The following is a 20014-nucleotide window of genomic DNA, read 5'->3' on the forward strand; positions in this document are numbered from 1 at the left end:
GCTCATTGACTAAGAGAAAGTGCAATGTAGAATGCACAATATTATGTCCCGTAGCAAGCGTTCCACATGAGCCTGATCCTCTACGAACTGGGCGGTCGAAATGGCCTGCGCTACAGCCAATTTTCCTGGCGCACGCGGCTGGCGCTCGCCCACAAAGGACTGACCGCCGAGCTCAAGCCCGTGGCGGTGCATGACAAGGAGGCGATCGCCTTCAGCCGCCAGGGGCGAGTTCCGATACTGGTCGACGCTGACGAGGTGGTGGTCGACTCCTGGACGATCGCCGAGCACCTAGAGACCCAGAGGCCGAACCAACCCAGCCTGTTCGGTGGAGAGATCGGTCACGGCCTGAGCCGCTTCGTGAACGCCTATACGGACCGCGTGCTGATCCCCGCCGTCGTCCCGCTCCTGATGATCGACGTCACCCGCTGCGTCGAACCACGCGACGCCGAGCATCTACGCCTGCAGATCGAGGCCGGCTTCCGGCGCCCGCTCGAAGTCCTGGCGGCTGATCGCGACCAGGCCATCCTGGGCGTGCGGAAGCTCTTCGATCCGGCCAGGGTCTGCCTGAAGGCCCAGCCTTATCTCGCAGGTGATCACGCCGCCTATGCGGACTATGTGCTGTTCAGCCTCTTCCAGTGGGCGAGGCTGGTGAGCACGTTCCCGCTGATCGAGGATGTGGACCCCCTCGCCGCATGGCGGGAGCGAATGCTGGACCTGCACGACGGGCTCGCTCGGCGGGAAGCATCGTGCGCCGAACGTGAGGCCCTGTCGTGACCATGCCCGGGCCAACCAAGACCTCCGCACAGTGGATCACCGCCCACAGCACGCGATCCGCGAACATGATCGCCTTCCGGGACGATTCGGTCTCCATCACCTATCTCGACCTGCACGCCCAGGTCCAAGCATTGGCTGCGGGCTTCCGCGGACTTGGCGTGGGCAAGGGCGACGTGGTCGCCGCCCAACTGCCGAACGGCTTGGAGTTCATCCTCTGCTACCTTGCGACGAGCCGTCTCGGCGCCGTATTGCAGCCGATCCACATGCCCTATCGGGCCGCGGAGATCGAACCCCTGCTACGCCACGGGCAGGCAAAGGCGATCGTCTGCCTTTCCCAGGCCAAGGATTACAGCCCCGCCGAACTCGCCCTCTCGCTCCAGGAATCGCTGCCGCATCTCGAAGTGGTCATCGCGGTTGGCGATGGGGCGCCGCAGCGCGCGATCCCGTTCGAGCGGTTGCGCCGCGGCAGCGCGACCTCCCCCGAGGTCGACGTCACGCCCGAGGATGACTTCGTGCTGCTCTACACCTCTGGCACGACAGCCTCGCCCAAGGGAATCCGGGTCGGCTATTCACGGTTTCTGGCCAACGCCGAGGCCTGCGCCTCGGAACTTGGCCTGAAGAGCGCGTCAGTCCTGCTCTCCGCGGCGCCCTTCTCTCATCTGTACGGCCTTCTGACGGTCAACCTGACCATTGTCACCGGCGCCTCGAGCGTCGGCCTGGCGACGTTTACGCCAGAGGCCCTGGCGGCGGCTTTGGACGCGCACCGGCCGACCGCAGTCTTTGTCGCGCCGGCCCATATCGCAAGTTGCCTGAGCCTGGGCCTCCTCACCCCGGAGCGACTGGCTTCGCTGGAGTTCGTGATGATCTCCGGCAGCACCTGTCCTCCGGAACTCGCCTCGGACCTTCAGGCGCTGATGCCGAATGGCAAGGTCTGCCAACTGTGGGGCATGAGCGAGCTCCAGGTCGGCGCGTTCACACGGCCCACCGACCCGGTCGCCGTTCGCCTAGCGAGCGTCGGTCGCGCGAGCCCAGGCACGGAGCTCCGGGTGACCGAGGACGGCGCGCTCGCACCCGCGGGTGTGGAAGGTGAACTGCAGGTTCGCGGCATCTCAGTGTTCGAGAGCTACCTCGATAACCCGGCGGCTAGCGCCGAAGCCTTCACCCCGGACGGCTGGTTCAAGACCGGCGACCTAGCCAAGCTCAGCGTCGAGGGTGACGTCCGCCTCACCGGCCGGCTGAAAGACCTCATCAATCGCGGCGGCGTAAAGTTCAATCCCACGGACGTCGAGGCTGTGATTGATCGCCATCCGTCAGTGGCCGTCAGCGCAATCGTCCCCATGCCGGACCCGGTGCTGGGTGAACGCGCGTGCTGCTTCGTCGTGCTGACGCCCGGCGGGAGCGTTCACCTGGAGGACCTGCAAGCCTGGCTCGCCACCCATCAGGTGGCCAAGAACCGCTGGCCCGAACGCCTGGACATCATCGCGGAGATGCCCATGACACCGACGCGGAAAATCAAGAAGGCCGAGTTGGCCCGCCTTGTGGTTCAGCTCAAGTGATCGATCTCTACACTTGGCTCACGCCCAACGGTCGCAAGGTCTCGCTCATGCTTGAGGAGGCCGGCCTTCCCTACCGGGTCGTGCCGATCAATATCGGCCAGGGCGAACAGTTCGGGCCGGCATTCTCGGACCTCTGTCCGAACCAGAAAATTCCGGCCATCGTGGATCACAACGGACCGGGCGGCGCGCCGCTGTCGTTGTTCGAATCCGCAGCCATCCTCCAGTATCTCGCCGAAAAGTCGGGCCAGTTGCTGCCTACCCAACCCGCGGCGCGGTGGCGGACCCTTCAGTGGCTCCATTTCCAGGCTGCCAGCCTGGGCCCGATGCTCGGCCAAGCTCAGCACTTCGTGCACTATGCGGACGTCAAGACGCCCTATGCGATCGACCGCTATGTGCGGGAAGCCCGCCGCCTTTACAGTGTCCTCGACGGCGTCCTGGCGCGAAGCCCCTACCTTGCCGGCGACGATTACAGCATCGCCGACGTCGCGACATGGCCATGGATTCGCGCCTGGAAGATTCAGGGGGTCGAACTCGCCTCCTTCCCCCACGTGGCGCAGTGGCTAGCCCTGATCGAGGGCCGTCCCGCCGTCCTACGCGAGAGAGCCGTACTCGCCGAATTTCGGCGCGAACCCGCCGTGACGCTCGACGCGTCCGCGCGGGAAATCCTGTTTGGAACAACGGCGGACCGGCCGGCGCGGCTCGGAAAGGCCGGGGGATAGTTGTGATGAAAGTAAGCGTTATCGGTGGCGGCCCCGCCGGGCTCTATGCGGCCATGTTGCTCAAGAAGCACTCCCCGGAGGACTCCATCGTCGTCCACGAGCGAAACGGCGCCGACGACACCTTCGGCTTCGGGATCGTGTTGTCCGACGAGACCCTCGGGAACCTGCGCCAGGCCGACGAGCCGAGCTGGCGCGCCATCAGCCAGAACTTCGCCTATTGGGACGATCTCTATACGCACTATGAGCGCACAGTGATCCGCTCCACGGGCCATGGCTTCTCCGGCATCGAACGGCTGACCCTGTTGAAGATCCTGCAGGGCCGCTGCGAGGAACTCGGAGTCGAGATCCGGTTCCAGGATGAGCGGACCGACATCGCCACCATCACCGCAGAGTCGGACCTGGTTATCGGTGCTGACGGCATGAACAGCCTGGTGCGCGAGTCCCAACCGTGCGCCTTTCAGCCGAAAATCGACCTCCAGCGGAATCAATTCGTCTGGCTGGGTTCGAGCCTGCCCCTGCCGGGCTTCACCTACTTCTTCGCGCGCGACGCCCATGGCGGGACCTGGATCGTCCACGGCTACCAGTACAAACAGAACGCCTCGACGATCGTCGTGGAGACCACCCCAGAGAATTTCACGCGCGCCGGACTGGACCCAAACGACGAGGCCGCCACGGTCGATTTTCTTGAGGCCCTGCTGAAGGACTTCCTGAAGGGTCATCGGCTGGAGACGAACCGCTCCATCTGGCGTCGCTTCCCATCGATCCATTGCCAAGCCTGGCGCCACGACAACACAGTTCTGCTGGGAGATGCAGCGCATACCGCCCACTTCTCAATCGGTTCGGGCACCAAGCTGGCTCTTGAGGACGCCATCGCTCTGTTCCACGCCGTGGCGGCTGGTCGCGATGATATCCCCCAGGCCTTGGCCTCCTACGAGCGCGATCGCCGCGAGGAGGTCGAGAAGATCCAACACGCAGGCGACATCAGCCTGAGGTGGTTCGAGAACGTGGCCGACCTGATTGGCATGGACCCGATCCAGTTCAACTATAGCCTGCTGTCGCGATCCAAGCAGATCACCCATGAGAATCTGCGCCTTCGCGACCCAGGCACCGTGGCCGAGATCGAACAGTGGTTTGCGCGCACGGAAGGCGGCTTGAAACGCGCCCAACCCGGCGCGCCGATCACCGCCCCGCCACCGCCGATGTTCCATCCGTTCCGCCTGCGCGACATGTCGCTCGACAATCGCGTCGTCGTCTCGCCCATGTGCCAGTACTCCGCGCGGGATGGAGCGCCCAATGACTGGCACCTGATGCACCTGGGGGCCAGGGCTGTGGGGGGCGCCGGCCTGATCATCACCGAGATGACAGCCGTTTCACGCGCTGCGCGCATCACGCCGGGATGCGCGGGCATGTACAAGCCCAGCCACCAGGCGCACTGGAAGCGGATCGTCGACTTCGTCCACCGGCACAGCCCCGCCAAGATCTGTCTGCAACTCGGCCATGCCGGCCGCAAAGGATCGACCCAGCTGGGTTGGGAGCAGATGGATCACCCCCTGCCCAAGGCCAACTGGCCCATCATCTCAGCCTCGGCGATCCCCTACTTCGCCCATAGCCAGGTGCCCAGGGCAATGAACCGGGCCGACATGGACCGCGTGCGCGACGACTTCGTCGCATCCGCGAGAATGGCCGAGAAGAGCGGCTTCGACATGATCGAGCTCCATTTCGCTCACGGATACCTGCTGGCCAGCTTCCTATCTCCCGTGACCAACTGCCGGACCGACAGGTATGGCGGCAGCGCCGAAAACCGCCTGCGTTTCCCGCTTGAGGTCTTCGACGCGGTGCGGGCGGCCTGGCCCGCGCATAAGCCGATGAGCGTGCGGCTTTCGGCGACCGACTGGATCGATGAGGGGGGGCTAGGCGCAGAGGACGCCGTCTCGATCGCGCGCGCGCTCAAGGAACGCGGCTGCGACCTGATCGATGTTTCGAGCGGGCAGACGGCTCCAGAATCCAAGCCCGTCTATGGCCGGATGTACCAGACCATCTTCGCCGAACAAATCCGGCTGGCTGTGGCGATTCCCACCATCGCGGTCGGGGCCATCACCACGGCCGACCAGGCCAACACAATTCTTGCCGCTGGCCGGGCCGACCTGGTGGCCCTGGCGCGTCCCCACCTATCTGACCCCAACTTCACACTCAACGCCGCAGCGGAATACGACATCGAGAGCTGCGCCTGGCCAGTGCAGTACCTTTCGGGCCGCGACCAGCTCTTCGCCCTGAAGCGCAAGGCCAAGCTCGAGAGCCAAGGCCAGACTGTGTAGCCTCGCCGGCCCAAGCCGGCGAGATTATCGCGGGCCCGCAGGCCATGCCGCTAGGCCCTTCGCACGCCTCATCGTCCGCCGACCGGCGGACGATGCTTCCTTGATTTATCGCTAAGATCAGGGCGGCGTTATCGCCCCAAGAAAAACGGCCCGTTCCAAGCGGAACGGGCCGTCGCCAAGACTAGAGCATTCGGCGGCTAAGTTGGCGCATAAGCTTCGACCCCGTCTGCGCAAGGCGAGCAGTCGAATGGCGACTTCGTTACGTCGGCCCGCAACCGCAGAGACCGCGCTGTCGTCAACAGCTCTTCCTTGTCGGACAGCAGTGAGATCGCTGCCGCCGCTTGCTCAAAGAGTTCCGCCTCTCGTCTGCATTCATCAGGCGTCATGATTCTCATTTTCCTCTCCTCGAGACTTCAGGGCTGGCGAGCCATGTCGCGTCGCCAACAGGACCTGCATTCGATTCATCTCGAGCGCCGATTGCTCTAGAAGCGGGCTTGCAGTTCTATACCCAGCACCCGCGGGCGCACGTATTGGCGAACTGGGAGGAAGACGATGTACTCTGCGGCTGTGACGTCATCGCGGTTGGTGACGTTCTCCGCGAAGACAGAGATCCTCCAGCGATCGTCGCCGAGGCCCGCCCGCAGATTGAGGTTTTGTAGCGAGGTCGTCTCGAGCTGCGGTGTGTTAGCCGCATTGGTGAAGGTCTTCGTCCGGAACCGATAGTCGCCGTGCAGGAACAGGGTCTTGCCGAGCATGTCGGTCTGATAATCCGCCGACAGGCCCCCGCTCCACTTGGGGACGAACGGGATCAGATTGCCCTCGGAGACCACCAGCGTCTTGGCCGGATCGATCACGTCCTCGGAAAGTTCGGCGCGGGTGTAGGTCAGGTTGGCGCTGAGCGACAGCCCCTGCAGGGGGCGAATCTCGGTCTCGAACTCGACGCCGTAGGCGTCCGCACCACCTGCATTGGAGGTGAAGGTGAAGGCCCGGTTCTGGGTCGAGAAGCTGAGCTGGATGTCGGTCCACTTGTTGTAGAAGCCATAGGCGTTCAGGCGCAGCCAGGGCATGGGGTCGGTCTTGACGCCGACCTCGTAGGACCAGACCGATTCCGGGCCATAGCCGGCCGGAATGGTGGGGTTGAGCGCCGTGTTCTCGTTGCTGCCCCCGGATCGAAACCCCTTGGCGATGCGTCCGAAGATCAGCACGTTCGCATCGGGCTTGTAGTTGAGCTGAATGTTGGGCGAGAAGGCGTTGTCCTTGGCGTTCACGGTCAGCACCGTGCCCGCGACCGTCCTGAAGATCGCCGACGACGATAGCTGCCGCAGGACGACGTTGCGCTCGTCCTTGTAGTAGCGGCCGCCTGCTGTGACCGACAGGGTGTCGGTGAGATCGTAGTCCGCCTGACCGAAGATCGCGTAGGACGTGCTCTCGGTGCTCTTTACGGACTGCGACAGGTCGGTGATTGGCGCGCCGCCGCGGAGCAGTTGGAAGTCGAGCGAAGTGAATTGGTATCGCTCGAGCTTGCGGTAGAAGCCGCCGACCGTCCAATTCAGCCGGTTGTCGCCATTCGAGACCAGGCGGACCTCCTGGGTGAAGAACTTTGCCGTCCGGTCGTTCTTCTGCAGCGCCGTCCCCGTGGTTCCGGGGCCGATGAGCAGGGGCGCGACAGGACCGAAGTCGCGCGGGTTGTCGATCTCCTGACGGTAGAAGGCCGTCGCCGTGACCAGGCTCGCCAGCCCAAGGTCGTAGTTGATCGTCAGGTCCGTCAAGTTCGAGGACAGGTTCTCGACCTCACGCCGCACCGGAACTCCGGCGCCCGGCGTCGAGGAGGGCGGGTCGTAGAGTCCGGGCGCGGTCTGTTGGGACGAGACTTGCGCGTGTTTGTGATAGGTGTGCGAAAGGTCGACGGTCAATTCGTCGGTTGGGGTGTAGCGCAGCGCGACGCGCGCATCGCTCTGCTTGTTCTTGTTGATGTTTTCCGCGTTCATCGACGGAGCATCGATCCAGCCTGCGTCGATCTTGCTCTGGCCTGAGACTCGGAGGGCGAGCTTGTCTTCGAGGATGGGGAGGTTGAGGACCCCCGAGACCCCACCGGCGGAATCGCCACCCTTCACCGTATAGCCGCGTGCCAGGATCGATCCCGAGATCTCGTGGGAGTCAGGCTTGTTGGTGATGACCCGGACCGTCCCGGCCATCGACCCTTCCCCGAACAAGGTGCCTTGCGGCCCCCGCAGGAACTCCACCCGCGAGACGTCGTTAAGGGCGGTCTCGGGAAAGCGAGAGGTGAAGGCTGAGATCGGGGTTTCGTCGACATAGAGGCCCACGGCGGGCGTCGCTTCGAAACTGGCGGCGATCGTGGTCACCCCGCGGGCCGCCGCCTGGGTCGTCCCCACGCCATTGGTGTTCACCAGCTGAACGCCGGGAACCATATTCTGGATTTCCGTCAGCGAGGTCGCCCCCGCGTTTCGGATCGTGGCCTCGTCGACGACCGAGATCGACAACGGCACGTCCTGAACCGCTTGTTCGCGTTTTTGGGCGGTGACGACGACTTCCTCGATCGCCAATCCCTGGTCGGCGTCGGCCCTGGCGAAGGCCTCGGTGGATAGCGAGCTGATCGCCAGCACGCTGACACTCGCAAGCGCCAAGCTCTTCTGAATCCTCACTACGCACTCCCCCTGTGATGCATCGAGTAACTGGAACGCCAAAACTCTGCTGGGCCTGACCTGGATCGAACCGTCGAACGGATTTGAGCCACTGGCCGCACCCAAAGAACCGCTCGGCGCGACAAAGTGTGCGACGTGCTTGACGTTGCGATACCACGCGATTGTTCATGTGATTATGCGCTGTAAATTCTATTAGTCAACAAAACCGTCACACACCCGTCGCGCAGGGGGTGGGTCGGGAATCCTGAGTGTCGCTGACGGGGGCCGCGCGGCCCCGAGACTTGGCGGCTGGGCTATTGCCGCGGGGAAGTTTGCCTGTCCTCAGCCGCGATCGAGCGCTTCATGATCGCGAGGAGATCGAACAACTGCTCGCGCTTCTCGACCGGCATACCGGCGAACATGCCAGAGACCCATTGATGGTGGGCGCGTGCGAACGTCGCGAACTGTTCGGCGCCAGCCGGCGTTAGGGCGACCACTTGGCTTCGACGATCCGTCGGCGCCGGGCGCAGGGTGGCCAGGCCCTGAGCCTGCAATTGCCGCACCAGGACCGTTAGGTTGCCGTTCGACACCAGCAGCGCCGTCGACAACTCCCCCATGCTCATGCCGTCGGGACGACGCTCGAGCGCCGCCAGCACATCAAAGCGCGGCAAGGTAGTGTCGAACTCGTCAGCCAGCCGCCGGCGCAGCCGCTTCTCGACGATGGTTGAGCAGCTCAGGAGCCGCAGCCACAGCCGCACATCTAGCCCACCCGAGAGCAGGCCATCGTGCTTTTCGCGGAACGTACCGCTGTCATGATCCGCCACGAAGAACCTCCTGCTTGCATGAGGCGTAAAGCGCCTGCGACAGACCGGCAAGGATCCAGGCGGCGGGCCTCAGAAGAAGGCCTGCAGCCCCGTCTGGGCCCGCCCAAGAATCAGAGCGTGGATATCGTGCGTCCCCTCATAGGTGTTCACGGCCTCGAGGTTCATCACATGGCGGATCACGCCGTAGTCGTCGGAGATCCCGTTGCCGCCGTGCATGTCGCGCGCAGCGCGGGCGATCTCCAGCGCCTTACCGCAATTGTTGCGCTTCAGGAGGCTAATCGTCTCCGGCGACAGGTTCTGATCGTCCATCAGGCGCCCTGCGGCGAGGCAGGCCGAGAGGCCCAGGGTGATCTCGGTCTGCATGTCGGCCAGCTTCTTCTGAAAGAGCTGGGTCTGAGCAAGCGGCCGTCCGAACTGATGTCGCTCCAGGCCGTAGCGGAGCGCCGCGTGCCAGCAGAACTCGGCAGCGCCGAGCGCACCCCAGGCGATGCCGTAGCGGGCGTTGTTGAGGCAGCTGAACGGCCCCCTCAAACCCGAAACCCCTTCCAGCAGTCGATCGTTGGGAACAAACACCTCGTCGAGGATGATCTCGCCAGTGATCCAGGCTCGCAGGCTGAACTTCCCTCGAATCGCGGGAGTGGCGAGGCCCTTGTCGCCTCGCTCCAAGATGAACCCGCGCACCGCGCCAGCTTCGTCTTCCAGCTTGGCCCACACCACGAAGACGTCGGCTAGGGGTGCGCTGGTGATCCAAGTCTTAGCGCCGGTGAGGACATAACCGCCATCGACCCTTCGGGCCCGCGTGAGCATGCCGCCGGGGTCCGACCCCGCGCCGGGCTCGGTCAGGCCGAACGAACCGATGTGCTCGCCTGTCGCGAGCTTCGGAAGGTACCGTTCCCGCTGAGCTTCGGAGCCGAAGGCGTAGATCGGGTACATGACCAGCGACGATTGTACGGAGAAGGCGGAGCGGAATGCTGAGTCGATCCGTTCGACTTCCCGCGCGATGAGGCCGTAGGCCACGTAAGAAGCGACCGCGCAGCCATAGCCTTTGAGGGTCGGCCCAAGGAGACCCGCCTCGCCGAAGCGCTGCATGAGCGCTCGGTCGCAGATCTCATCGCGGTTCATGTCACGTACGACCGGGGCCAAGTGCCTGCCGGCGAAAGCTTGGGCGCTGTCACGCACCAGCCGCTCGTCTTCCGTCAGGGCCGCATCCAGCCGCAGCGGATCGGACCAGTCGAAGGTCGGCCAGGCTTGGGCGCGGGACGCGAGCGAAGTGGGTGAGAGGACTGTGGACATCAGAACGGCGTCATCGCCGTGGCTTCGATCTCCAGCCGGGCGCCGGCCTCGATCAGACCGCGCACCTCCACGACCGCCATGGCCGGATAGATTTTACCGATCTCCTCGCGATAGATCGCTCCCAGTTCAGAGAGGTTCGCCAGGTATTCCTCGCGATCAAGGATGTACCAGGTCATGCGCACAATATGTTCGGGACCGGCGTCGGCCTCCGCCAAGACGGCCAGCACATTGCGCAACAGCTGCCGGAACTGGCTGGCGATGTCGGGCCCCGCCAGATCGCCGGCGGCGTTCCAGCCGATCAGCCCGCCGGTAAACACCATGCGCCCTTGGGCCGCGATGCCGTTGGCGTAGCCCTTCGGGCGCGGCCACCCCGGCGGTAGCAAAACATCATGGATGGTCATTCTTCTGTTCCTGAACTTGCGGAGACTGCAAGAAGTGTGGCGCGCCACGGGTCGGGCCAGGCGCAACCTCGCATCGTCGCGAGGCTCATAAGCACGAGCGTCATCTCGGCAGTCAGCCGTCGCTGGCCGCCGCACGAGACGGCGATCGAGACGTGGACGGAAGCGCGGCCGACCTCCATTACGCTCAGATTGAAGGTGAGAAGGTCGCCCAGCCGGCTCGGCTGCTGGAACTTCACACGCATCTCCGAAACGGGCAGACCTAGCAGCATGTCGCTGTGCATCGTTCGCCGATCCACCCCGAGCACCGCCCGGCTCCAGTCCTCCACCACCGCATCGATCAGCTCGAAATATCGCGGATAGAAGACAATTCCCGCCGGATCTACGTGAGAGAAGCGGATGGGATGAGTGGCGATGTAAGACTTGGCGACCGCCGGGCCGGTCGATCGCCGTTCATCGTCACTCGTCGCGCTTGCCGTCACGGCGCACCGCCTTTCAGCGCGTAGAAGCCAACATCGAACCCCTCGCCGCTCGGCACCATGGGGATTTGCTTTAAGCTTAAAATATCTCTAGGTTCCGCCAAGTCAAGCCGGGCTCTCCCCTGGGGCGACCCGGACCTCCCATTGGAAGAAGGCCTGAACGCATGCTCCGTGAAGCCGCGCGGCGGCGCCGCGCAAAGCCGACGCCCGCCGGACGGCGGGACCTGATCAACGAACTGGACCGCAAGGTTCACTGGCTGTCAGCCTGGATGATCCACAACGCCAATCATCTGAGGCCGGCCCGCGATGGATTGAAGGTCGGCGGACACCAGGCCTCGTCCGCTTCGATGGCGACCATCCTGTCGGCGCTCTATTTCGGCGTACTCACACCCAAGGACCGCATTGCCGTGAAGCCGCACGCCAGTCCGGCGTTTCACGCGATCGAATACCTATTTGGCCGCCAGACGCGAGACCAGCTGGAACGGTTCCGGGCCTTTGGCGGCGCCCAATCCTACCCTTCGAGGACGAAGGACTATGACGCTGTCGACTTCTCGACCGGTTCGGTCGGCATGGGCGTGGCGATCAGCGCCTTCGCCTCGATCGTCCAGGACTATCTCATCGCCCACGGCCGGCTGAGTGAGGGCGACGCAGGGCGGATGATTGCGGTCCTCGGCGACGCGGAACTCGACGAGGGCAACATCTACGAAGCCCTCATCGAGGGCGCCAAGCACGACCTGCGAAACTGCTGGTGGATCGTCGACTACAACCGCCAGAGCCTGGACGCGACCACCACCGACCGGATGTTCCAGCGGTTCGACGACATCTTCCGGGCCTGCGGGTGGGACGTAGTGACCCTGAAATATGGGCGCCTGCTCGAAGCCGCGTTCCGCGAGCCGGGCGGGAAGGCCCTGAAGGCCTGGATCGAAACCGCGCCCAACGATCTCTATGCGGCGCTCAGCTTCCAGGGCGGACAGGCCTGGCGGACGAGACTGACTGCCGACATGGGCGATAACCCCACGCTGGCGGCGCTGCTGGCTCGGCGCGACGACGAGGATCTCGGCCGCTTGATGACCAATCTCGGGGGCCACGACTTGGACCTACTTCTCGAGACCTTCGCCGCGGCGAACGACCCGAAGCCCAGATTGTTCATCGCCTACACCATCAAGGGGATCGGACTGCCGTTTCAGGGGCACAAGGACAATCACTCCGGGCTGATGACCCCCAGCCAGATGGAGGCGTTCCAGGTCGGAATGGGCGTCGCCCAGGGCCGGGAGTGGGAGAAGTTCGCTGGGCTGCCGAGGCCGGCCGATGACTATGAGGCCTTCATCGCCAGCTTACCGATGGCGGCTAAGACCCGAACGACCGCCCCCCCGACCATTCCGGTTCCGCAGGCCTTCCCGATCGGCAAGGGCGGCGAGCGCGCCTCGACGCAAGCCTCGTTCGGCAAGATTCTGAGCGCGCTGGCGCGCGAGGGCGGCCCTTTGGCCGACGCGATTATGACCACCTCACCTGACGTCACCGTCTCGACCAATCTCGGCGGGTTCGTCAACCAGCGTGGGCTGTTCTCGCGGTCGGTGCGGGCCGATCGCTTCAAGGATGCGGCGATCGCCTCGCCCCAGAAGTGGCTGGCGGGTCCTAGGGGGCAGCATGTCGAACTCGGCATCGCCGAGCACAACCTCTTCACCATGCTCGCCGCGGCCGGCCTCGCGGCCGACGTGTTCGGCCAACGTCTGCTTCCGATCGGCACCGTCTACGACCCGTTCATCAACCGCGGCCTCGATGCCCTCAACTACGCATGTTATCAGGACGCCCGGTTCCTGCTGGTGGCGACGCCCTCCGGTCTGACGCTCGCGCCTGAGGGCGGCGCCCACCAATCGATCCACACGCCGCTGATCGGCATCGCCCAACCCGGATTGACCTATTTCGAACCGGCGTTCGTCGACGAACTGGCCCTGATCCTTCAGTGGAGCTTCGAACACCTGCAGTCGCCGGACGGCGGATCGGTTTATCTGCGGCTCTCGACCCGGCAGATCGTCCAGCCAGACCGCAGCTGGGATTCCGATGCAAAGGCGGACCTTCTGAAGGGCGCCTACTGGCATTATCCCCCGGGGCCGAACGCCCAGCTCGCCCTCGTCTATGCCGGCGCCGTCGCCCCTGAGGCCCTCGAAGCCTTCGAACAGATCCGGGAAGACATTCCGGACGCCGGTCTCCTGGCCATCCCAAGCCCCGACCTAGCGCATCGCGACTGGACGCGGGCCTTGGCGGATCGCGCCACAGGGTCAGGGGCTCAGGCCCACATCGAACACCTGCTGGCCGATCTCGCGCCAAGGGCCGCCCTGACGACGGTGATCGACGGCCCGCCCCTGGCCCTGTCCTGGCTCGGCGGCGTCGCTGGCCACCGCGTTACCCCGTTGGGAATCGACCGCTTCGGACAGTCGGGCGACATTCCAGACCTCTTCCGCGCCTATCGGCTCGACACTGACGCGATTGTCGAAGCCACCGCCACCGGGCTCATCGCCGTGGAGCATTCGGCATGATCGAGATTCTGATGCCCGCCCTGTCGCCGACCATGGAAGAGGGCAAGCTCGCCAGATGGCGGATTGGGATGGGCGACACGGTCAGGCCCGGCGACCTCATCGCCGAGATCGAGACCGATAAGGCTACTATGGACGTTGAGGCCGTCGACGCCGGAGTGGTCACGGAACTGCTGGTGCCTGAAGGTGCCGAGGGGGTGAAGGTGAACACCCCGATCGCCCGTCTCTCCGGCGAGGACTCCGGCTCCGCCCCGCCCGCGCTCAAGGCCGAGGCTCCGAAAGCCGAAGCGCCCAAGGCCGAAGCCGCCAAACCCGCGGCGGCTGAGCCTGCGCCGGTCGCCGAGGCCGCGCCTGCGGTCCAGACCTCTGCGGCCCAGGCCCCCGCAGCCCAGTCCAACGGCGAGCGGGTCTTCGCCTCGCCCCTGGCCCGCCGAATCGCCGAGCAGAAGGGCCTGGACCTCACCAAGGTCGCGGGTTCCGGCCCGCACGGCCGGATCATCAAGCGCGACGTCGACGGCGCCACGCCCTCGGCCAAAGCGCCGGCCGCTGCCACTGGTGCGCCAGCGCCGGCCCGTCAGGTCCAGAGCCTGGCCCAGATGGGCATTCCGGACGGGACCTACGACCTGATCCCGCTGGACGGCATGAAGAAGACCGTGGCGCGGCGGATGACCGACAGCTTCCGCGACGTGCCGCACTTCCCGCTGACCATCGACCTGGAGATCGACGCCCTGCTGGCGGCGCGGGCCAAGATCAACGCCATGCTGGAAAAGCAGGGGGTCAAGGTCAGCGTCAACGACCTGGTGCTGAAGGCCGCGGCCGTGGCGCTGAAGCGGGTGCCGGAGGCCAACGCCTCCTATTCGCCCGAGGGCATCGCCATGCACCACAACGCCGACATCGCCATGGCCGTGGCTATCGACGGCGGGCTGATCACCCCGATCATCCGCAAGTGCGAGACCAAGGGCCTGGCCCAGATCGCCGTGGAGGCCAAGGACCTGGCCGAACGGGCCCGGACCCGCAAGTTGAAGCCCGAGGAGTTCCAGGGCGGCACCTTCTCGGTCTCCAACCTCGGCATGTTCGGCATCAAGTCGTTCAATTCGATCATCAACGAGCCGCAGGGCGCGATCCTGTCGGTAGGGGTGGGCGAGCAGCGCCCGGTCGTGAAGAACGGCGAGCTGACCATCGCCACGGTGATGAGCGTCACACTCACCTGCGATCACCGGGTGGTCGACGGGGCCATCGGCGCCCGCTGGCTGCAGGCCTTCAAGGCCCTGATCGAAGACCCCCTCGGTCTGGCCCTCTAGCGGCGGCGCTTCATTCGATATGTCGTTGAAGTTATCGCTATATATTACAGTTGACTTTCAACGTTAATTTCAATCAATCTCGCGGTCGAATTTCAAGATCTCATGCGCTAGGCGCGCCGTGAATTCGACTGCCGGCGGCGATCGCCGCCCCACTGCGGGCGCAAACGGCTCCCCGGCGTGGGTGCGTCATGAGACCAAGTCGGGACAAGGGAATGTCGGTGTTCGCCAAGCGACTAGCGCTTAGGATATTTCTCATCTCCGCCGTCTTCGGCGCGGGCCCGGTCTGGGCTGACTCCGCCCCCAGTCCGGCCGAAAAGTCGGTGTCCATTGGGATGTCGCTACCGCTGACCGGGGCCGACGCCCTGGGGGCGGCTATGATCAAGAACGGCGCGCAACTGGCCATCGACGAGGCCAACGCCGCAGGCGGTGTCGAGGGCTACCGGATCAAGTCCATCGTCCTCGACAGCGGCACGGCGACCGCAGGTCAGCACGACCCCGCCCAGGCGGCGCGAAACGCGCGCAAGCTCGCCTCCGACCCTAGCGTCATCGCTCACGTCGGCCCGCAGATGAGCGCGGAGGGCAAGGCGATGTCGCCGATCTTCAGCGCCGCCAGCCTGGCCACCATCACGCCGACGGCCACCAACCCTGACCTCACCAGCCCCGACCCGAAATTCGTCGCGCAGTTCCGGCCGAACGGAAAGGCGGTCTTCTTCCGTACGGTGACGACGGACGCCTTGCAGGGCCCCAGCATGGCGAACTACTTCGCCGACACGCTCAAGGTGAAGACCGTCTACTTGATCGACGACGCCAGCTCTTACGGGGTGGGGATTTCAGACGCCTTCGCCAAACAGGCCAAGCTGCGCGGCCTCAGGATCGTCGGCCACGACCAGATCAACCCGAAATCAGCGGATTATACTTCCGTACTCACCGCAGTGCGGCAGGCGGGCCCACACGCCCTCTACTACGGCGGCTCGACCCAGGCCGGCGTGAAGCTCGTCCGGCAAGCCTACGACATCATTCCCCGGACCATCAAAGGCGGCGGGGATGGGATGTACAATCCCGAGTATCTCCAAGGCGCGGGGTTCCCCGCAGCCGAGGGATGGTACGTAACCATCGCCTCGCCAAACCTGCTCGTCGACCCTGCGGCCAAGGCGACGGTGGAAGCGTTCAAGGCCCGCTATGGCTACTCGCCCGACAACTCGGCGATCACCGCCTACGACGCCGCTCTCGTGGCGATCGATGCTATCCGGCGGGTGGCCCGCAGCGGACAGCAGGTCAATCGCGCCAATGTCCGTGACGCAATCCAGAGCACTCGCCTCAAGACCCTGCAAGGCACCGTGGTTTTCGACGCCAACGGCGACCTGGTCGACAAGGTCACAAGCGTCCTGCAGATTCATCGCGACCCGGCCTTTCCCGCCAGCGACATCGCCACACAGTACAGGCTCGCGGCCGTGGTCTCGGCCGGCGTCCCGGCGCCAGGCGATGCAGCGCCGGCAATGGGCGCAGCGGACCTGCTGCTGCAGCAGGTGATCAACGGTCTAAGCCTGGGGGCGATGTACGCCCTTCTCGCGCTCGGATTCTCGATCGTCTACGGCATCCTCCAGCTCATCAATTTCGCGCACTTCAACGTCTTCATGGTCGGCTCGTTCGTCGGCCTGTGGCTGCTCCAGGCGCTCGGCGTGAGCGACTCGACGACTGTCCTGACTGGGCTGCCACTGGCAGGGGTCCTGCTCGCAGCCTTCGCCGGAACTCTGGCGATCTGCGGAGCCTTGGGCGTCCTGATCGAACGCGTAGCGTTGCGCCCGCTTCGAGGCGTTCGCGGCGCCGCCGCGATGATCAGCACCATCGGCGTGTCCTACATCCTCTACAACCTCGTGCTGCTCATGGTCGGCGCGGACACCAAGAGCTATCCGAATCCCATTCCCCGCGTCACCTGGCAGATCGGTGGCGCGGTCCTGGAACTGCGGCAATTGCTGGTTTGGGGCGGCGCCTTCGCCCTGATGCTCGGCCTGCACCACATCGTCCGGCGCACTCGGATGGGAAAGGCGATGCAGGCGACCGCCCAGGACGAGGAGTGCGCACGAATGATGGGGGTCGAGGTCGACCGCGTGATCATGCTCGCCTTCTTCCTCGGCTCGGCCCTGGCGGGCGCGGCGGGCCTCATCTTCGGCCTCTATTACGGCTTCACCGGCTTCGCCATCGGCTATTCGGCTGGGATGCGCGCCTTCACGGCGGCCGTTCTCGGCGGCATCGGCAATATCGGCGGCGCCATGGTCGGCGGCCTGCTGGTGGGCCTCATCGAGACCCTGAGCAGCCAGTTCATCTCCGCCCGCTGGACCGATGCGATCATCTTTTCGATCCTGATCCTGCTGCTGGTCCTGAAACCGAACGGATTGTTCGGCGCCCAAGCGCCCCAGAAATCATAGGCCGCATCATGGCTGCTATCCCGCCCTCGCCTCCGTTGACCCGGCCGGGTCTCAATCTCGCCCACTATGTTCGCGGTCGGGAGAGCTGGCTCGTCGCCGCAGCCCTTTTGGTCGCGGTCCTCTTCCCGCTGCTCCACCGCAACGACGGCGACATCGACACCGCCGCGACCGCCTGCGCCTTCATCATCCTGGCGCTCGGTCTGAACATCGTGGTCGGTTACACGGGAATGCTCCATCTGGGCTTCGCCGCCTTCTTTGGTATCGGCGCATACGCCTATGGCGTTCTGTCATCCTATCAGGTGACCCCCGCCTGGAACGACTACTGGGCCCCGCTTGAGGCGCTTGGGCTCGTCGAGCACGTGCGGAGCCCCGCTGGGGACTACGTGCATCTCTGCGTGCCGTTCTGGCTGATGCTGCCGATCTCCGGGATCATCGCGGCCGGATTCGCGATGCTCTTCGGCGCGCCAACCCTGCGCCTCAAGGGCGACTACCTGGCCATCGTCACACTTGGCTTCGGCGAGATCGTGCCGATCGTAGCACGCAACACTCCCGCCCTGACCAACGGAGCCATGGGCCTCAACGGCGTCACGCCGCCGGTCTTCTTCGGCTATCGGTTCGGCGTCGAATCCTGGCCGTTCTATTACGTCGGTCTCGCCTTGGTCTGCGTCCTGATCCTGGTGAGCTATCGCTTGCGGGCCTCGCGCATCGGGCGCGCATGGACGGCGCTGCGGGACGACGAGATCGGCGCCAGCGCCATGGGCGTGGACCCGGTCAAGCTCAAGCTCCTGGCCCTGGCCATCGGCGGCGGTTTCGCCGGCGTCGCCGGGGCCTTCTACGTCGCCAAGCTGCAGACCGCATCGCCGGACATGTTCATGCTCCCAGTCTCGATCATGGTGCTGGTGATGATCGTGCTGGGCGGGATGGGCAGCGTCGCGGGTGTCGTGACCGGCGCGCTGCTGCTCTATCTCCTGCAGTCCTGGCTTCTCCAGGATCTCACGGAATGGATCCAGGCCGCAGGCCGCGGACTCGGCAGCGAGCTCCTGTTGCGCATCGATCTGGTGCGGGGCACCGAGCTCATCTTCGGCGTCATCTTGGTGTTGATGATGCTATGGCGCCGGCAAGGCCTGTTCCCCGCCATGGCGCAAACGGCGGCCCTCACTCTGGGCGAACAGACGGCGCTGCCGAGCCGGGGAGAGATCAAGCGGCCGCTCAGTCGGTTGCCCGGCGCAAACACGCTGCCGGTGAGCGTACCGATCCTGGAGACCCGTGCTCTGGTCAAACGGTTCGGCGGAGTCACCGCCGTCAAGGCTCTGAACCTCGCCATGTTCCCGGGCCAGATCGTCGCCATCATCGGGCCGAACGGCTCGGGCAAGTCGACGCTCTTCAACCTGATCACCGGGGTCGATAGGCCAGATGACGGCCGCATCCTGTTCATGGGCCAAGACATCACTGGGCTCCCACCCCATCGCATCGCCGAGCGCGGCATCGCACGCACGTTCCAAAACCTGCGGGTGTTTTCCGACCTGAACGTCATGGAGAACGTCCTGGTCGGCGCCCACTGCCGGACCCGCACGGGAGCCCTGGGCGCGGTCCTACGCACGCCGCGCGTCCGGCGAGAGGAAGCGGATTCACGAGCCTGGGTACTGGAGCTCGCCGGCGTCTTCGGCAACCGCCTACTGCCAAGACTCGGGCACTTCGTACAGGGCCTCAGCTACGCCAACCGTCGCCGGACGGAGATCATGCGGGCGCTGGCCACGGAGCCGAAGCTGCTGTTGCTGGATGAACCCACCGCCGGGATGAACCCCGCCGAGACCCTGGAGCTCGCAGCGCAGCTGCAGCATCTCAAGGCGATGGGCTTCAGCATCCTGCTGATCGAACACAAGCTCCACATCCTGAATGACATCGCCGACAAGGTCATCGTCCTCGACCATGGCGAAAAGATCGCTGAAGGCAGCGCTGAAGAGGTCCAGAAAAATGTCGAAGTCATCAGCGCGTACCTCGGGCGCGGCGCCGCTACTACACTTCAATAACATCGACACCCACTACGGCGAACTCCACGTCCTCAAGGGGGTGAGCTACGAAATCTGGCCGGGGGAGATCGTCTGCCTGCTAGGCGGCAATGCGTCCGGCAAGTCGACCACCATGAAAACTATCCTAGGCGTGGTGCGACCGACCAGCGGCTCGCTGCTCTTCAGGGGTGAGGACATCTCCCGGCTGCGCACCGCCGAACGGGTCAGGCGCGGCATCTCGACGGTGCCGGAGACACGCCGGCTGTTTCCGCGGATGACAGTGCTGGAGAACCTCGAAATGGGCGCCTTCACGCGTCGGGACCGGGTGGGAATCGACGAAGACCTGGAGCGGGTCTACGGCCTGTTTCCGCGGGTGAAGGACCGCCGCCAGCAACTGGCTGGAACCCTGTCGGGCGGCGAGCAGCAGATGGTGGCGATGGGCCGGGCGCTGATGGCGCGGCCGACCCTGCTTTGTATGGATGAGCCGTCCATGGGGCTGTCACCACGTTATGTTGAGCAGGTCTTCGAGATCATCCAGACGATCAACAAGCAAGGCACGGCGATCTTCGTCGTTGAGCAGAACGCCAACATGGCGCTGTCGATCGCCTCGTACGGCTATGTATTGCAGACCGGCCAGCTCGTCCTGGCGGGCGATCCCGAGATGTTGCTGAACAACGACTGGCTTCGCAGCGCCTATCTAGGCGGCGTCAGCGACGAGCCCGCTGGGGCGCCCTGACCAGCCCC

The 20014-nt window shown here is 64.9% G+C and carries 14 protein-coding genes; 9 read left to right on the forward strand and 5 right to left on the reverse strand.

Going from position 1 to position 20014, the window contains the following annotated elements; all coding sequences use genetic code 11:
* The first annotated feature begins 66 nt into the window (after positions 1–66).
* From V6M51_RS13235 to V6M51_RS13250, 4 genes are read left to right on the forward strand one after another with little or no spacing between them, the layout of a single operon-like run.
* A complete protein-coding gene (locus V6M51_RS13235; RefSeq protein WP_332767858.1) occupies positions 67–774 on the forward strand; it encodes a glutathione S-transferase N-terminal domain-containing protein in 708 nt (235 codons plus the stop codon).
* A gap of 2 nt (positions 775–776) precedes the next feature.
* The gene (locus V6M51_RS13240; protein ID WP_332767905.1) at positions 777–2330 is read left to right on the forward strand and encodes a class I adenylate-forming enzyme family protein; all 1554 of its coding nucleotides are present in this window, start codon (positions 777–779) and stop codon (positions 2328–2330) included.
* Positions 2327–3049 (forward strand): glutathione S-transferase N-terminal domain-containing protein, encoded by a 723-nt coding sequence (locus tag V6M51_RS13245; RefSeq protein WP_332767860.1) that lies wholly within the window; start codon positions 2327–2329, stop codon positions 3047–3049. The genes V6M51_RS13240 and V6M51_RS13245 overlap by 4 nt, the downstream gene beginning before the upstream one ends.
* Positions 3050–3054: 5 nt before the next feature.
* Positions 3055–5364 carry a bifunctional salicylyl-CoA 5-hydroxylase/oxidoreductase gene (locus V6M51_RS13250; protein WP_332767861.1) on the forward strand — a complete coding sequence of 770 codons (2310 nt, stop codon included), beginning with the start codon at positions 3055–3057 and terminating at the stop codon, positions 5362–5364.
* A 482-nt stretch (positions 5365–5846) separates the two neighbouring features.
* Here the strand turns inward: V6M51_RS13250 and V6M51_RS13255 are convergent, their stop codons facing one another.
* From V6M51_RS13255 to V6M51_RS13275, 5 genes are all read right to left on the reverse strand, one after another.
* Positions 5847–8009, reverse strand: coding sequence for a TonB-dependent receptor (locus V6M51_RS13255; RefSeq protein WP_332767863.1), 2163 nt, complete (start codon positions 8007–8009; stop codon positions 5847–5849).
* 311 nt (positions 8010–8320) lie between these two features.
* Positions 8321–8830 (reverse strand): MarR family winged helix-turn-helix transcriptional regulator, encoded by a 510-nt coding sequence (locus V6M51_RS13260; RefSeq protein ID WP_332767865.1) that lies wholly within the window; start codon positions 8828–8830, stop codon positions 8321–8323.
* A gap of 69 nt (positions 8831–8899) precedes the next feature.
* Positions 8900–10123 carry an acyl-CoA dehydrogenase gene (locus tag V6M51_RS13265; protein WP_332767867.1) on the reverse strand — a complete coding sequence of 408 codons (1224 nt, stop codon included), beginning with the start codon at positions 10121–10123 and terminating at the stop codon, positions 8900–8902.
* A complete protein-coding gene (locus V6M51_RS13270) occupies positions 10123–10524 on the reverse strand; it encodes a RidA family protein (RefSeq protein WP_332767868.1) in 402 nt (133 codons plus the stop codon). Before V6M51_RS13270 ends, V6M51_RS13265 begins: the two co-directional genes overlap by 1 nt.
* Positions 10521–11003, reverse strand: coding sequence for an acyl-CoA thioesterase (locus V6M51_RS13275; protein WP_332767870.1), 483 nt, complete (start codon positions 11001–11003; stop codon positions 10521–10523). The genes V6M51_RS13270 and V6M51_RS13275 overlap by 4 nt, the downstream gene beginning before the upstream one ends.
* Before the next feature lie 161 nt (positions 11004–11164).
* Here V6M51_RS13275 and V6M51_RS13280 point away from each other — a divergent pair, with 161 nt between their 5' ends.
* The 5 genes from V6M51_RS13280 (at position 11165) to V6M51_RS13300 (ending at position 20006) form a co-directional block, all read left to right on the forward strand.
* Complete coding sequence (locus tag V6M51_RS13280; RefSeq protein ID WP_332767872.1) at positions 11165–13537, forward strand: 1-deoxy-D-xylulose-5-phosphate synthase N-terminal domain-containing protein; 2373 nt, start codon at positions 11165–11167, stop codon at positions 13535–13537.
* A complete protein-coding gene (locus V6M51_RS13285) occupies positions 13534–14835 on the forward strand; it encodes a pyruvate dehydrogenase complex dihydrolipoamide acetyltransferase (RefSeq protein ID WP_332767874.1) in 1302 nt (433 codons plus the stop codon). The genes V6M51_RS13280 and V6M51_RS13285 overlap by 4 nt, the downstream gene beginning before the upstream one ends.
* Positions 14836–15167: 332 nt before the next feature.
* Complete coding sequence (locus V6M51_RS13290) at positions 15168–17261, forward strand: ABC transporter substrate-binding protein (protein WP_332767875.1); 2094 nt, start codon at positions 15168–15170, stop codon at positions 17259–17261.
* A gap of 8 nt (positions 17262–17269) precedes the next feature.
* Positions 17270–19291 (forward strand): branched-chain amino acid ABC transporter ATP-binding protein/permease, encoded by a 2022-nt coding sequence (locus tag V6M51_RS13295; RefSeq protein ID WP_332767876.1) that lies wholly within the window; start codon positions 17270–17272, stop codon positions 19289–19291.
* Positions 19236–20006 (forward strand): ABC transporter ATP-binding protein, encoded by a 771-nt coding sequence (locus V6M51_RS13300; RefSeq protein WP_332767878.1) that lies wholly within the window; start codon positions 19236–19238, stop codon positions 20004–20006. Before V6M51_RS13295 ends, V6M51_RS13300 begins: the two co-directional genes overlap by 56 nt.
* The last annotated feature ends 8 nt before the right edge of the window (positions 20007–20014 follow it).

Source organism: Phenylobacterium sp. (genome assembly GCF_036677185.1).
Classification (GTDB): Bacteria; Pseudomonadota; Alphaproteobacteria; order Caulobacterales; family Caulobacteraceae; genus Phenylobacterium.

Coding starts and splice junctions, on each gene's coding strand:
- V6M51_RS13235 (WP_332767858.1), top strand. CDS start 67: ATGAGCCTGATCCTCTACGAACTGGGCGGTCGAAATGGCCTGCGCTAC.
- V6M51_RS13240 (WP_332767905.1), top strand. CDS start 777: ATGCCCGGGCCAACCAAGACCTCCGCACAGTGGATCACCGCCCACAGC.
- V6M51_RS13250 (WP_332767861.1), top strand. CDS start 3,055: ATGAAAGTAAGCGTTATCGGTGGCGGCCCCGCCGGGCTCTATGCGGCC.
- V6M51_RS13265 (WP_332767867.1), bottom strand. CDS start 10,123: ATGTCCACAGTCCTCTCACCCACTTCGCTCGCGTCCCGCGCCCAAGCC.
- V6M51_RS13270 (WP_332767868.1), bottom strand. CDS start 10,524: ATGACCATCCATGATGTTTTGCTACCGCCGGGGTGGCCGCGCCCGAAG.
- V6M51_RS13280 (WP_332767872.1), top strand. CDS start 11,165: ATGCTCCGTGAAGCCGCGCGGCGGCGCCGCGCAAAGCCGACGCCCGCC.
- V6M51_RS13285 (WP_332767874.1), top strand. CDS start 13,534: ATGATCGAGATTCTGATGCCCGCCCTGTCGCCGACCATGGAAGAGGGC.
- V6M51_RS13290 (WP_332767875.1), top strand. CDS start 15,168: ATGTCGCTACCGCTGACCGGGGCCGACGCCCTGGGGGCGGCTATGATC.
- V6M51_RS13295 (WP_332767876.1), top strand. CDS start 17,270: ATGGCTGCTATCCCGCCCTCGCCTCCGTTGACCCGGCCGGGTCTCAAT.
- V6M51_RS13300 (WP_332767878.1), top strand. CDS start 19,236: ATGTCGAAGTCATCAGCGCGTACCTCGGGCGCGGCGCCGCTACTACAC.